The sequence below is a fragment of the Rossellomorea sp. NPDC077527 genome, from assembly GCF_044542955.1.
GTDB classification, from domain to species: Bacteria; Bacillota; Bacilli; order Bacillales; family Bacillaceae_B; genus Rossellomorea; species Rossellomorea aquimaris_E.
Genome location: NZ_JBITVL010000001.1, coordinates 39,628 through 52,922 on the forward strand (window position 1 = coordinate 39,628; position 13,295 = coordinate 52,922).

Sequence of the window (13,295 nt, forward strand, 5' to 3'; positions counted from 1 at the left end):
ATGAATTCGAACATCGCCACATCACCATATACGATCTCTTTGAAAGGGAGAGATCTCGTCACGTGGCTCGATTATACAGTAGAAGAGGTACACGAGCTTTTATCGCTTGCCAGCTATTTGAAAAAAAATCCTCATTCCAAGATTCTTGAAGGGAAGACCCTCGGAATGATTTTTGAAAAATCATCCACGAGAACAAGGGTATCCTTTGAAGCGGGGATGCTTCAAATGGGAGGTCACGCCATCTATTTGAATTCTCGTGATATCCAGCTTGGAAGAGGCGAATCGATTGAGGATACGGCGCGCGTCCTGTCATCATACGTGGATGGGATCATGATTCGAACATTCGAGACCGAGAAGGTGACGCAGCTGGCCGAATATGCGAGCATCCCTGTCATCAACGGGCTCTGTGATACGTATCACCCCTGCCAGGCATTGGCGGATGTCCTCACGATCCTTGAACATAAAGGGACGTTAAAAGGGGTGAAGGCAGTGTACATCGGGGACGGAAACAATGTAGCGCACTCCTTCATGATTCTCTGTGCCATGCTTGGGATGGAGGTCGTCGTTTCCTGTCCTGAAGGGTATGAGCCAGGTAAAGAAATCATTGAAAGTACGATGAATCTAGCCAAGAAGAGCGGCGGGAGCTTTGAACTGACGCATGACCCGAATGAAGCAGTAAAAGGCGCTGACGTCGTCTACACCGATGTTTGGGCCAGTATGGGGCAGGAAGAAGAAGCCATTCAACGTATTGAAGACTTTAAAGGATATCAAGTCAATGAAGGGTTGCTTGCCCAAGCGGCACCTGATGTGACGTTCCTTCACTGCCTTCCCGCCCATCGTGAAGAAGAAGTCACGGCAGCCGTTATCGACGGTCCCCATTCAGCCGTATTCCAACAGGCCGAAAATCGTTTACACGTTCAAAAAGCGATATTGCAATCGGTGTTGGTTTAAAGGACAAAAGGTCCGCTCATATTTATGGGCGGACCTTTTAGTTGCCTCAAAGTACCCCCATAAGCGAAAATGGGACAGAACCAAATGGACACATGCAAACATATAGTGTAGGGGAAACTGTAATAAGACGTTTTGGAGGTGCAGTGTTTTTTGAGTAAACCAACTTTAGATGATTACCTGGAAAACGGAATGTATGGGCAAAAGCAAACAAAGCCTGATGAAAGAAGGAAATTCCTCGGAAGCCTGCGAGAACGGATCGTCATCGCCTTGACCCAAAGTCAGGTAAGGGAAAAGGGCGTGTACAAGGAAGTCCAGGATAATTTAAAAAAGCATCCGGATGCGACGCTTTTATTAAATGGAAACATGAGCTACACCTATTTATCTAAATACATCAAGCTTGCCGATGCGCACCATGTATCGTTTTCCATGGTCACCAATAAGGGGACCGAAACGGATATCGGGCTCGTTCTTGCTTATGATCATGCCATTGATCAAGAAGAGATTTATGTGCAGAAAAAAAGTGAGAAAGTGGTCGAAGCAAAATCAAAATCGAAAAAAAAGAAAAGCCTATTTTCCTCTATTAAAAAGAAGCTCTTCTAACCGTGCCTGTCCTTTTGGAAAAAAGAGAGTTTGAACAACCCTTTCAACGTCGCTGGGATGATGAAAAGAATGAAGAGGATCCGGAACAAATGGTACCCGGTGATGATGGAAAGGTCTGCATGGACTGCTTGTCCCACCAATGCCATCTCGGCCATGCCTCCCGGAGCCAGGCTGATAAAGGCAGTGAGGAATGAAATGCCATGCCAGCGACTCAACAGTACGCTGAGACCTGCACAGCACAAAAGCAGGCAAAGGGAAGTAAATAATGACCATAGGATAAACTTGCCCATTGCTCCCGATGACGAGAAATTCATCATGAAACTAAAGTAAATGCCCAAAGATAATTGAGCCAGGATGATGAACAGACCGGGCATTTGTGGAACCGGCGATTCAGCGATCATGAAGCCGCCGATCACTAAGATCGGGCCAAGCAACGTCGGGGTGGGCAAGTGGATTTTTTTGGCCAGGACCCCTGATGCGACAGCGATCGCAAAAAACAGGACAAACCCCCATTGAAGGTCAGGCATTTCAAACGAATGTGCGGCAGTCCCGGAATCCGTTTTATCACCAGCCAGTAGGGGGCTGAAGACGAGGAACGGTACCACAAAGATGACAGAAAGCAGCCGGATGACCTGAAGGATCGTCACGACTGTTAAATCGATGTTCTTCATTTCCTCCCCGAGAGTCACCATTTGTGAAAGTCCACCGGGAATGCTCCCTGTAATGGTTGAGGTTAGGCCGATCCCTGTCATAGTAGACGTAATGTAAGCGAGAAACATGCTGAAGACGATAAGGGTAACCGTCGTCGTCAGCATGGACGGAAGCTGGGTAAAGATTTCGATCATCGTCTTTTGACTGAATGATTGCCCGATGGCATAGCCGACGATGATCAATCCAAGGTCTCGGAGATAAGACGGCCAGGCGAATTCGAGCTTTGTCCATTTGTTGAGGAGAAAGACTGAAACCATGGAACCGAGCAGCCAGGACAGGGGAAGGTGAAGGAGCGTGAACACGCCTCCACCTAGGACACCTGCTATAAAGGCTAATAAAATGGGATGCATGCTGAAAATCCTTTCTTGTTATAGAAGGCAATCAAGTGTTCAGATGGAGAAAGCGGTCGGGATCGAGCCGGCTTCCTTCTGCAACAATGGCAGTCATGCCTTTATCGGAACCGGATTCATGCATTTCTCCTGCCTGCCAGTAGACGGCCATTCCCGGTTCGACCATGATTTTCTCTTCTCCTTCGATCCTCACCCAGCCACTTCCCGATGTGATCATAAGAAGCTGATCGCACATGGCGGGATGCATTCCGAGCACACTTTCTGCTTCTAAATAAAAGTACCCAATCTGAAATGACTCATCCGGCTTCAGCAAAGGATGAATGGTCACGTTTTGACTATTGAATTTTTCTATGGATTTTCCGGTAGTTTGTTTGAAACTGTATATTCTCATAGGATCACCTCTATAGGTATAGGTTCTGCTTTGAAGTGGAGGAATCCTTTAATTTGGGAGGAGAGATTGTGTAGTATACAATATATGTAAAATAACGCAATGATAAAAATAAAGACGCAATGAAGGACGAAAACGACGCAATAAATTAAAAAACGACGCAATCCCCTCGTAAAATGACGCAATCAAAGCCTGAAATGACGCAATCACTACGCGCTTTGCCCCATATTGACCGTCTTGTCCGCGTGATCCCCAAACTGAAACGTCTAAAAAAATGAACGAACCTGCCGCCCAATCGTCCTAGATATACCATCCATGACCACTTCCCAACTAAAACAGACAATCTATCCTTTCGACTCAACATTTTTACAAGAATGCTTCCCTCACAAAATCACACCCACCCCTAATTTCATGGTAGAATGAAACGAGGTATGGACAAGTATGGTAATCACGTATCATAGTTGCTTTAATGAAGCGAATTTTGGTATTATCAATAGTATTGTGAGTGTTCGAACATATACGGAGGTGAAGAAGATGTCTAGAATTTCTGAAGAGCAAGTGAAGCACGTAGCACACCTTGCACGACTAGCCATCACAGAGGACGAAGCGAAGAAGTTTACGACTCAGCTGGATGCGATTATCGGGTTTGCCGAACAGCTGAATGAATTAGATACATCAAGTGTGGAAGCGACCAGTCACGTACTGGATATGAAGAACGTTATGCGTGAAGATAAGCCTGTTGATGGATTACCGCGTGAAGAAGTATTGAAGAACGCACCAGACAAACAAGATGGACAAGTTCGCGTTCCATCGATCTTGGACTAAGGAGGGGACCTCATGTCATTATTTGACCATAAATTATCAGAACTTCATGAGCTTTTACATAAGAAAGAAGTATCTGTCACAGATCTAGTAGACGAGTCATACAAACGCATTGATGCCGTTGAAGATAAAGTAAAGGCATTTTTAACATTGGATGAAGAGAATGCCCGTAATAAAGCGAAGGAAATGGATTCCAAGCTTGGTACGGATGAATCGAAGGGCCTTCTTTTTGGAATGCCGATCGGGATCAAGGACAATATCGTCACAAAAGGTCTTCGTACCACTTGTGCAAGTAAAATTCTTGAAAACTTCAATCCGATTTATGATGCGACGGTCATGAATAAATTACATAGTGCCGATACGATTACAATCGGTAAATTGAATATGGATGAGTTTGCAATGGGTTCCTCCACTGAGAACTCCGGTTTCCAGAAGACGAGCAACCCATGGAATCTTGAAACGGTTCCCGGTGGATCTTCAGGTGGATCAGCAGCATCCGTTGCTGCAGGGGAAGTTCCTTTCTCATTAGGTTCTGATACAGGTGGATCGATCCGCCAGCCGGCAGCATTCACGGGTACGGTCGGATTAAAACCGACTTATGGACGTGTATCCCGTTTTGGTCTAGTAGCATTTGCTTCATCTCTTGACCAAATCGGACCAATCACTCGTAACGTTGAGGATAACGCGTACTTACTACAAGCCATCGCTGGTCTTGATCCAAATGATTCCACGTCAGCCAATGTAGAGGTTCCGAATTATGCGGAGGCTCTAACAGGTGACGTCAAAGGAATGAAGATCGCAGTACCGAAAGAATACTTAGGTGAAGGTGTCGGGGAAGAAGCCCGTCAAGCCGTTCTTGCTTCACTGAAAGTATTGGAAGGCATGGGTGCAACATGGGAAGAAGTTTCTCTTCCGCACTCTAAATATGGTGTGTCAACGTACTACTTATTAGCTTCTTCTGAAGCATCAGCAAACCTTGCCCGTTTTGACGGTGTTCGTTACGGCTACCGTACTCCGAACGCAGAGAATCTTCTTGACCTTTACAAGAAGACACGTGCAGAAGGCTTCGGGGACGAAGTGAAGCGTCGTATCATGCTTGGAACGTTTGCTTTAAGCTCAGGTTACTATGAAGCTTATTATAAGAAAGCTCAACAGGCGCGTACACTGATTAAGAAAGACTTTGAAGATGTATTTGCGAAATACGATGTTATCATTGGACCGACAACACCGACACCAGCTTTCAAAATCGGTGAAAAAATCGATGATCCATTAACGATGTATGCGAACGATATTTTAACGATCCCAGTGAACCTTGCAGGGGTACCGGGAATTTCTGTTCCATGTGGATTCTCTTCAACAGGACTGCCGCTTGGACTTCAAATCATCGGTAAGCATTTTGACGAAAGCACGATTTATCGCGTCGCTCACGCATTTGAGCAGGCGACAGATTTCCATACAAAAAGACCACAACTGTAAGGGGTGAAATCAATGAACTTTGAACCAGTAATCGGACTAGAAGTCCACGTAGAATTAAAAACGGACAGTAAGATGTTCTCTCCGGCACCGAACCATTTCGGAGCGGAGCCGAACACAAATACAAACGTGATCGACCTTGGATATCCTGGTGTTCTACCGGTAGTAAACAAGCGTGCCATTGAGTTCGGAATGAAGGCGGCCATCGCATTGAATTGTGAAATTGCTACGGATACGAAGTTTGACCGTAAAAACTATTTCTATCCGGATAACCCGAAAGCGTACCAAATCTCTCAATTTGATAAGCCAATCGGTGAAAATGGCTGGATTGAAATCGAAGTGAATGGTGAGAAGAAACGGATCGGTATCACTCGTCTTCACCTTGAAGAAGATGCTGGGAAACTGACTCACTCAGGTGACGGCTATTCCCTTGTCGACTATAACCGCCAGGGAACGCCTTTGATCGAGATCGTATCCGAGCCGGACATCCGTACACCGGAAGAGGCATATGCGTATCTTGAGAAATTGAAATCCATTATCCAATACACAGGTGTTTCTGACTGTAAGATGGAAGAAGGATCGCTTCGCTGTGACGCCAATATTTCTCTTCGTCCAATCGGTCAGGAGAAATTCGGAACGAAAGCCGAGCTTAAAAACCTGAACTCCTTTAACTTTGTGAAAAAAGGATTGGAGTATGAAATCGTACGTCAGGAGAAGGTACTTTTATCTGGAGGATTGATTCAACAGGAAACGCTTCGTTTCGATGAATCAACGGGTAAAACGATCCTAATGCGTGTGAAAGAAGGATCGGATGACTACCGTTATTTCCCTGAACCAGACCTATTGCATCTTCATATTGATCAAGAATGGATGGATCGCATCCGTGCTGAGATCCCTGAGCTTCCGGATGAGCGTAAAAAGCGCTACGTAGAAGAGATGGGACTGCCTGCATACGATGCTATGGTTTTGACATTGACGAAAGAAATGTCTGATTTCTTCCAAGAAACCGTGGAAGCGGGTGCTGATGCGAAGCTTGCGTCCAACTGGCTGATGGGTGAAGTGTCTGCATACCTAAATGCTCAGCAAAAAGAGCTGGACGATGTAAAGCTTACGCCTAAAGGTTTAGCTGGCATGATCGAATTGATTGAAAAAGGGACGATTTCTTCCAAGATTGCGAAGAAAGTGTTCAAAGAACTAGTAGAAAACGGTGGAGATCCTGAACAAATCGTGAAAGATAAAGGCCTTGTTCAAATTTCGGACGAAGGTGCTTTACTCAAGATTGTGACGGAAACGCTGGATGCGAATCCACAATCTATTGAAGACTTCAAGAACGGGAAAGACCGTGCCATCGGCTTCCTTGTCGGTCAAATCATGAAAGCGACAAAAGGACAGGCTAACCCGCCGCTTGTAAACAAATTATTACTTCAAGAAATTCAAAAACGATAATCATTTCATAAGGAAGCCCTGTGAAAATTCCCTGTTTTCACAGGGCTTTTTTCGTTTGAGGGACGGACCTTGAATTTTATTCAAGGTCCGTCCCTCTTTTTCGTTCAAGTTTTCCTGATTTGAGTGATTTTTGTCCATTTTGTATAGGTCATTTAACCCGAGGTTGAAAAACGAGAAATCTAGGTCTTTAGGCTCGTTCGTCATGAAAGAGGCTTGTATTATAGTATATTTAATGTTTTAAATAGTTAGAAAATTCTTATAAAGAGGTGTTGTAATTGAAGAAACAAGTCGTTGCATTGGGATTAACAGCAGGTTTGATGATGAGTCCGGTATTGGCTCCAGAAGCATTTGGAGCTTCGAATGTGAGTGAGAAAGTGAATTTTAATTCACAAATGGGGACTCCTCAATTTATTTCTGGTCAATTAACAAAAGCGTCATCAAAGGCTCCGGAAACAATTGTTTTCGATTATTTAACGGAGAAGCAAAAGACCTTCAAATTTAAAGGTGATGCAAAATTATCCTTCAAAGTAAAAGACAAACAGAAAGATGACTTAGGATTTACATACCTTCGCATCCAGCAAGTGTACAAAGGGACGCCAGTTTATGGTGCCGAATTAACTGCCCATGTGAACAAGGATGGGGTTTTGACAGCATTATCCGGAGCTCCGATTGCGAACCTGGATGCCAAACAGGACTTGAAGAAAGCCAAAAAAGTATCCAAAAAAGAAGCTGTATCAATGGGTGAAAAAGATTTGGTGAAAGCAGTCGGAAGTCAGCCTGATTATGAATATGCACCTAAGTCTGATTCAGTGATCTATGTAAAAGATGGGGAAGCCCATTATGCATATCTAGTAAACTATAATTTCCTAGCACCAGAACCAGGGAACTGGAACTATTTCGTGGATGCTGTCACAGGGGATATCTTGGGCAAAGTAAATGAAATCCATGAAGCAGGTGGAAAACCTGGCGGTGGAGGCGCTGTTACAGGAGGAACAAATACTGTAGGTTCAGGTAAGGGCGTACTTGGAGATACAAAATCGTTGAATACGTACCTTGCTTCTTCAACCTATTATCTTCAGGATCTGACGAGGGGTTCAGGAGTGTTCACGTATGATGGAAAGAATCGTACCCGCTTGCCAGGTTCGCTGTGGGCAGATAGTGACAATGTCTTTAATGCAAGCTATGACGCGGCTGCTGTAGATGCTCATTACTACGCAGGGAAAACGTATGATTACTATAAGAATACACATAATCGCAACAGTTATGATGGAAATGGCGGCGCACTTAATTCGACTGTCCACTATGGCAGAAACTATAATAATGCATTCTGGAACGGCCAGCAGATGGTATACGGTGATGGAGACGGTTCGACATTCATTTCCCTTTCAGGTGGAGTGGACGTTGTGGCACATGAACTGACTCATGCTGTTACAGACACGACAGCCGACCTGATCTATCAAAATGAATCAGGTGCGATCAACGAATCCATGTCCGATATCTTTGGAACATTAGTAGAGTTTGATGCCAATATTAATCCGGACTGGGAGATCGGGGAAGACATCTATACACCTAATAAGAGCGGGGATGCCCTTCGTTCCATGTCTGACCCGACAAAATACGGTGATCCGGATCACTATTCTGTAAGATACACAGGAACTCAAGATAACGGCGGGGTTCATATCAATAGTGGTATCGGAAACAAGGCCGCGTACCTGTTAAGTCAAGGTGGTACACACTATGGGGTGAGTGTATCGGGAATCGGAAACGCTAAGACCGGAAAGATTTATTACCGTGCCCTTACTCAATACTTAACACCATCTTCTAACTACAGCCAGCTTCGTTCAGCAGCAGTCCAAGCGGCTACAGATTTATATGGTGCAGGAAGTGCTGAGGTGGCAAGTGTAAAAGCGGCGTATAATGCTGTTGGCGTTAACTAAATAATGGATTGAGAAGAAGGGCTGTAATGGCTCTTCTTTTTTTATGGTAATGAATTGTTCGAATACGATTCAATGAAGGTGCATGCTTACATTTGCTTTCTTTTTGCCTTTTCCAGAATCTGTTTGGCAAGGCGGTAGTACGTATCCGCTTCCACTTTCGATTCCGCTCTTTTTAACTGCATCATGTAGTTTTGGAATCGAAGTTTGTCGACTGACGAGACTTTCATCACAATTTTTCTCATAATGGCGCTCCTTTAGTGGACAAAATTGCGTCCAATTATCTATTCTGAATTTTCTGTAAATAATATATAATATTAGTAAATGATTCCAGAGGGTGGATAGAATGTCCTTATTTGAAGTGATCTTGTTGCCAATGTTAATGGGTGGTATTGGAGGCTTAGGACATATTCTGGTTTTCAAAAATGGTCATTTCACTTTTCCAAGAAAATTTATCGATGACCGAGGTGAGAAACATTATCTTTTTGGCTCAACAAAGGATATTATCATAGGCGTTCTAGCAGGATATCTGTCTGTGTTACCGGTAGTCGAAACAGTCCCCATTTGGTATGTGATCTACATTAGTTTATTATCAGGTATCGGGGGAAGTTCCGTCATTACACGGAAAATCGAACAGAATTTAGCAAGCACCAAAGCATCCTATATTCAAGAGCTATCTCATTATCAGCTCGAACCGACCTCTAAGGGAGGATCTACAAACCATAATGAGGTGAAACCTGTTGGCGAAGTGGAAGAAAAAAAGAATCAAGGTTGAACTGCCACCAGAAGAATATGAAAAGGCGAACCACTATCTAAAGAGATTGAAGGAGGCAGATAGCCTAGTCGAGCTGAACTACTACTACAATAAAGTGGCAAAAATAATTGAGAAATCACAGGATGTCTAAGATGGTTCAATGGAAAGAATCGTCCTATATCCATTTAATGTAACCATAAAAAGCGAGGATGAAACTGACAATTGAGTCAGCTTTTTTTCTGTCAAAAAAAGATGTATGAAAGATACATCTCTTTTCCATACTTACCAATTTCCATCCCCCTCTGGAAAATGGTTGAGGAGTAGCTTCTTGGCTATTCCTTTTTTTATGGAAGAGCATCGCGGGGGAGCAGTTCATTGGAACCTGTTCACGGAGTTGCTTTTCTTATATTATATTCCTACAGGCATAATCGTACAATTGAAATTTTAGTAGGAGATTTCACTTGTAGAATAAAAGAATTATGAATATGCTAGAGAGAGAATTTCCGAGAATAGTGTGCAGCGATTCACGGTGGTGGAACGCTGGAGGAGGAAGAAAATGAACTTAAATCAATGGTTTGATAAAGGAATGACATCTGAAGATTATATAGAAGGCATGACTGTTCATAAAGAGAATACAGTAACCATTCGGACGGGCTTTAGCGTTCCAGAAGATGATATAGAAGTGCTCAAGCAACTTGGAGGCCATTCGTTACGTGTGATTGCGATCACGGAGGATTGGTGTGGAGACGCCATGTTGAATATCCCGATCCTTCTTAAAGTGGCAGAGGAGGCCAATATTGAAGTACGGATGGTCCTGAGGGATGAAAACCTTGAATTGATGGATCAATATTTGACCAATGGAACGTCAAGAGCGATCCCGATCTTCATTTTCATCGATCGGGACGGAAATGAAAAGCTGGTATGGGGCCCGAGAGCGCCAATGGTCAAAAAAATCGTCGATGATGAGCGGGCAAAGCTTCCGCCGAAAGATCACGAACTCTTCCCTGAAAAACAGAAAGAAATGATCCAACGCTTGACCTCACAATATAACAAGGATGAACAGGTATGGCAGGAAGTGTACGAAAGCTTGAAAACGAGCCTCGTTCAAAGCGTATTGATGTAAGATGATAGTTGGAATGGAAGACTTCCGGACGCTGAACTCGGGGGTCTTCTTCCATGTCATTCACGGTGCCTCATCCATGCTCAAAATGAAATGGTAAAAAGTGCCCGATACGATGGTATTTATTGCCGGTTCACGAATAACCTTATTCACGTTAATATGGTATAGGATGAGGAGTTGAAGCATCATGATTCACCAAAAGACAAATACCATTGTAATAGAAGCGCTGAATAAATTTCCCCATAAAATTCACATTAAATTGGGAGAAATCCTGCGCGAAAGAGGATTGACTCAAGGCGATCTTCATCGCTTAACAGGTTTAAGAGTGGCGACGATCAATGAGCTAGTGAATTTCAAGAAGAAATCCTTGACGGTGGCTCATCTTGTATCCATCATGATCGCCCTTAGAATCACAGACATCCGTGATCTTATTGAAATAGAATTCGACCAGGAAGTACAGGACTACTTCAATGAAGAAAATCAACGGATGAAGAACGGATTCACTCCAGACCTGACCAAAACCGCCGAACAAAACGTAAAGCGGATCGCAGCTGGAGCAAACAACTAAAAGAACATCCATCACACACCAAACGGTCATGCCACATGACCGTTTTTTTTTGTTTTATGATGGAGGGACGGACCTCTATTTACTCCCTTTATATCTGGATTTAATGATAGAAATATAGTATCTCTCAAGGTTTAGTACCGACTAAAATAGGATATTTTCTAATAGTGAACAGTAGTTTAATAGATATTAAATTATGACGATATAAAGACCATCGAGGTCCGTCCCTCAACAGGGCTCTGCAGGAATTTCTTTTTGGGATGCAGAATGTAGTAGATGTGTAAGGCAGCATGAATGGACGGCTGTTTGTTGGGCGGGTTTGTGATGGAGTTGACATGAAATCGTAACGTTCAGTAGAGTGAAAATCAATTATGATAGGGGAAGAGAGTAAATGGAAGTGAATTTTGGTAATGTGACCTCCCGTTATGCTGCGTCTTGTGATGATATTCCGCATCAATTTTTTGATACGTTAAAGGTAAGAGGAATTGTGTGGGAAGGAAAGAAAGTGGCCGAAATCGGATCGGGCACCGGAGCTCTGACAAGAAAGCTTCATAAGCGTGGAGCCGAGGTGATTGGTGTGGAGCCTTCTATTGAAATGAGGAAAACGGCCAAGGCTTTGGAGAAGAAACAATACTTAGAGATTCCTTATCTGACAGGTACGGCGGAATCGACGAATTTGCCAGACCGCTATTATGATATCGCCATGATCCACAGAAGCTGGGATTTATTTGATCGACCGAAAGCGAACAATGAAATCAAGCGGATATTGAAAGATAAAGGAACGTTCATTGTGAGCGATTCCACCTTCCTGCTGACTCAGGAAGTAGTCCGGGATACGATGACATTTTTATATGAAAATATCGATCAATCATCCACAGAAGCAAAAGCGGATCCTAGCAATCAGGTGAATGGATTTCCTGTGGAATGGTTGTTAGAATGGCAGCAAGCTGATTTTATCGTGAAAGATTTTTACACCTTTAACTATGCCGTGAATTTCACTATTCAGTCCTGGTGTGAACGCGTGGGATCCCTGTCCTTCCTAACTCACTTGGAGGATACGGAAATAGAAGGATTGCTGCAATCCCTACATACCTTCTTGTCCAGGCGTTACGATTCTCACCATGAGTTTACTCTTCAGCACCAGTTTACAGTCTGCCTGATGAAAAAGTAGAAAGAGTGATCGGATTGGAAGCAGTAAAAAAATATGTGAACTATTTAAATATGGATATCGAGCCTCCTACGTTGAACTATTTACAACGGCTGATCCAGCAACATTTGATCCGCATTCCTTATGAGACGTTTAGTAAATTTTATTATTTCTCCGAAGGAGAATCCTTTGTGCCTTCGTTAGAGACATTCGCGGAGAATCTCCACTTGAAAGGGTGGGGGGGAACCTGCTTTACTTTAAATATCAATTTCGGGAGGCTGTTGAAGGAATTAGGATTCCACTGTTCATTTGTCAGAGTGAACCCAGGTCACCTCGGATTGATGATCGAGATTGAACATCGAAAGCTATATGTTGATGTAGGATACGGTTCTCCGATCATGAAGCCGGTCGAGCTTGAGGCGAGACAGCGACATCTTCTTCACGGATTTGGGGAGGAAATCATTTTTACACAGAAGGACATAGGAGAATTTGAAGTCGATCGTCGTTCAAATGGAAAGACCTTTGTGAAAAAGACCATTGAATGGGTTCCTCTTGAAGAGGAAGAATTGGAGTCTGACATTCAAGCCTCCTACTTGGATTCAGATGACAACATCACGATGAGGAGGATCACGGCCGTCCGCTTTCAGGGCAACCAGTGCTACTTCCTCCGTAACCAGACGTTGAAGGTCATGACATACAGGAATATCCGTGAATATCAAATGAAGGATATGGATAGATGGAAAGACGTCATTGGGGAAGTCTATCATTTCGATATGAGGTCACTTGAAGAATCTATCCAGTTTTTACAAAAACGGAATATCAAACTATTTCCATAGCCGTTCAGAATATCGTGGTGATATTCTGGACGTTTTTTTGTTTGGGGAGGTTTAAGGCAAATGAACTACTCTAATTTGAGCTTTTCGATCATAAATATATATAACGATCCTGTATGGAATGAGATTCCAACGGTGTCCAATTATGTATTCTTTCTGACAATCTTCCGTAAGATCGGTTAACGGGCTTCTGGAAATTCG

The 13,295-nt window shown here is 43.5% G+C and carries 15 protein-coding genes; 12 read left to right on the plus strand and 3 right to left on the minus strand.

Features of this window, described 5'->3' with window-relative positions; genetic code table 11:
- The gene (argF, locus tag ACIGG7_RS00175; protein ID WP_397549066.1) at window positions 1–951 is read left to right on the plus strand and encodes an ornithine carbamoyltransferase; all 951 of its coding nucleotides are present in this window, start codon (window positions 1–3) and stop codon (window positions 949–951) included.
- Between the two features lie 150 nt (window positions 952–1,101).
- The gene (locus ACIGG7_RS00180; protein ID WP_397548331.1) at window positions 1,102–1,551 is read left to right on the plus strand and encodes a YueI family protein; all 450 of its coding nucleotides are present in this window, start codon (window positions 1,102–1,104) and stop codon (window positions 1,549–1,551) included.
- On the opposite strand, the gene ACIGG7_RS00185 is transcribed toward ACIGG7_RS00180, so the two are convergent.
- On the minus strand, window positions 1,548–2,612 hold the full coding sequence (locus ACIGG7_RS00185; protein WP_397548332.1) for an AbrB family transcriptional regulator: 1,065 nt from the start codon (window positions 2,610–2,612) through the stop codon (window positions 1,548–1,550). The genes ACIGG7_RS00180 and ACIGG7_RS00185 overlap by 4 nt on opposite strands.
- A 31-nt stretch (window positions 2,613–2,643) precedes the next feature.
- The gene (locus ACIGG7_RS00190; RefSeq protein ID WP_397548333.1) at window positions 2,644–3,003 is read right to left on the minus strand and encodes a cupin domain-containing protein; all 360 of its coding nucleotides are present in this window, start codon (window positions 3,001–3,003) and stop codon (window positions 2,644–2,646) included.
- 531 nt (window positions 3,004–3,534) lie between these two features.
- On the opposite strand from ACIGG7_RS00190, the gene gatC reads away from it, so the two are divergent.
- From gatC to ACIGG7_RS00210, 4 genes are all read left to right on the plus strand, one after another.
- Complete coding sequence (gatC, locus tag ACIGG7_RS00195) at window positions 3,535–3,825, plus strand: Asp-tRNA(Asn)/Glu-tRNA(Gln) amidotransferase subunit GatC (RefSeq protein WP_397548334.1); 291 nt, start codon at window positions 3,535–3,537, stop codon at window positions 3,823–3,825.
- A gap of 12 nt (window positions 3,826–3,837) precedes the next feature.
- Window positions 3,838–5,298: an Asp-tRNA(Asn)/Glu-tRNA(Gln) amidotransferase subunit GatA gene (gatA, locus tag ACIGG7_RS00200; protein WP_397548335.1), complete on the plus strand. Its 1,461-nt coding sequence runs from the start codon at window positions 3,838–3,840 to the stop codon at window positions 5,296–5,298.
- A 12-nt stretch (window positions 5,299–5,310) separates the two neighbouring features.
- Window positions 5,311–6,741: an Asp-tRNA(Asn)/Glu-tRNA(Gln) amidotransferase subunit GatB gene (gatB, locus tag ACIGG7_RS00205; RefSeq protein ID WP_397548336.1), complete on the plus strand. Its 1,431-nt coding sequence runs from the start codon at window positions 5,311–5,313 to the stop codon at window positions 6,739–6,741.
- A 317-nt stretch (window positions 6,742–7,058) separates the two neighbouring features.
- On the plus strand, window positions 7,059–8,678 hold the full coding sequence (locus ACIGG7_RS00210; protein WP_397549067.1) for a M4 family metallopeptidase: 1,620 nt from the start codon (window positions 7,059–7,061) through the stop codon (window positions 8,676–8,678).
- An 86-nt stretch (window positions 8,679–8,764) separates the two neighbouring features.
- Here ACIGG7_RS00210 and ACIGG7_RS00215 read toward each other — a convergent pair whose 3' ends face one another.
- Window positions 8,765–8,920, minus strand: coding sequence for a hypothetical protein (locus tag ACIGG7_RS00215; RefSeq protein WP_179884840.1), 156 nt, complete (start codon window positions 8,918–8,920; stop codon window positions 8,765–8,767).
- Window positions 8,921–9,021: 101 nt separating this feature from the next.
- Here ACIGG7_RS00215 and ACIGG7_RS00220 point away from each other — a divergent pair, with 101 nt between their 5' ends.
- From ACIGG7_RS00220 to ACIGG7_RS00245, 6 genes are all read left to right on the plus strand, one after another.
- On the plus strand, window positions 9,022–9,450 hold the full coding sequence (locus ACIGG7_RS00220; protein WP_224941859.1) for a DUF4257 domain-containing protein: 429 nt from the start codon (window positions 9,022–9,024) through the stop codon (window positions 9,448–9,450).
- Entirely contained in the window at window positions 9,416–9,580 is a 165-nt protein-coding gene (locus ACIGG7_RS00225) for a hypothetical protein (protein WP_224941860.1), read from the plus strand. The genes ACIGG7_RS00220 and ACIGG7_RS00225 overlap by 35 nt, the downstream gene beginning before the upstream one ends.
- 405 nt (window positions 9,581–9,985) lie before the next feature.
- Entirely contained in the window at window positions 9,986–10,552 is a 567-nt protein-coding gene (locus ACIGG7_RS00230) for a thioredoxin family protein (protein WP_397548337.1), read from the plus strand.
- Between the two features lie 184 nt (window positions 10,553–10,736).
- The gene (locus ACIGG7_RS00235) at window positions 10,737–11,117 is read left to right on the plus strand and encodes a helix-turn-helix domain-containing protein (protein ID WP_034760875.1); all 381 of its coding nucleotides are present in this window, start codon (window positions 10,737–10,739) and stop codon (window positions 11,115–11,117) included.
- Window positions 11,118–11,505: 388 nt separating this feature from the next.
- Window positions 11,506–12,285 (plus strand): class I SAM-dependent methyltransferase, encoded by a 780-nt coding sequence (locus ACIGG7_RS00240; protein WP_224941862.1) that lies wholly within the window; start codon window positions 11,506–11,508, stop codon window positions 12,283–12,285.
- Between the two features lie 14 nt (window positions 12,286–12,299).
- Window positions 12,300–13,097: an arylamine N-acetyltransferase gene (locus ACIGG7_RS00245; protein ID WP_224941863.1), complete on the plus strand. Its 798-nt coding sequence runs from the start codon at window positions 12,300–12,302 to the stop codon at window positions 13,095–13,097.
- Window positions 13,098–13,295 lie beyond the last annotated feature (198 nt).

Coding starts and splice junctions, on each gene's coding strand:
- ACIGG7_RS00230 (WP_397548337.1), top strand. CDS start 9,986: ATGAACTTAAATCAATGGTTTGATAAAGGAATGACATCTGAAGATTAT.
- ACIGG7_RS00190 (WP_397548333.1), bottom strand. CDS start 3,003: ATGAGAATATACAGTTTCAAACAAACTACCGGAAAATCCATAGAAAAA.
- ACIGG7_RS00185 (WP_397548332.1), bottom strand. CDS start 2,612: ATGCATCCCATTTTATTAGCCTTTATAGCAGGTGTCCTAGGTGGAGGC.
- gatB (WP_397548336.1), top strand. CDS start 5,311: ATGAACTTTGAACCAGTAATCGGACTAGAAGTCCACGTAGAATTAAAA.
- gatA (WP_397548335.1), top strand. CDS start 3,838: ATGTCATTATTTGACCATAAATTATCAGAACTTCATGAGCTTTTACAT.
- ACIGG7_RS00220 (WP_224941859.1), top strand. CDS start 9,022: ATGTCCTTATTTGAAGTGATCTTGTTGCCAATGTTAATGGGTGGTATT.
- ACIGG7_RS00215 (WP_179884840.1), bottom strand. CDS start 8,920: ATGAGAAAAATTGTGATGAAAGTCTCGTCAGTCGACAAACTTCGATTC.
- ACIGG7_RS00235 (WP_034760875.1), top strand. CDS start 10,737: ATGATTCACCAAAAGACAAATACCATTGTAATAGAAGCGCTGAATAAA.
- gatC (WP_397548334.1), top strand. CDS start 3,535: ATGTCTAGAATTTCTGAAGAGCAAGTGAAGCACGTAGCACACCTTGCA.
- ACIGG7_RS00210 (WP_397549067.1), top strand. CDS start 7,059: ATGATGAGTCCGGTATTGGCTCCAGAAGCATTTGGAGCTTCGAATGTG.
- argF (WP_397549066.1), top strand. CDS start 1: ATGAATTCGAACATCGCCACATCACCATATACGATCTCTTTGAAAGGG.
- ACIGG7_RS00240 (WP_224941862.1), top strand. CDS start 11,506: ATGGAAGTGAATTTTGGTAATGTGACCTCCCGTTATGCTGCGTCTTGT.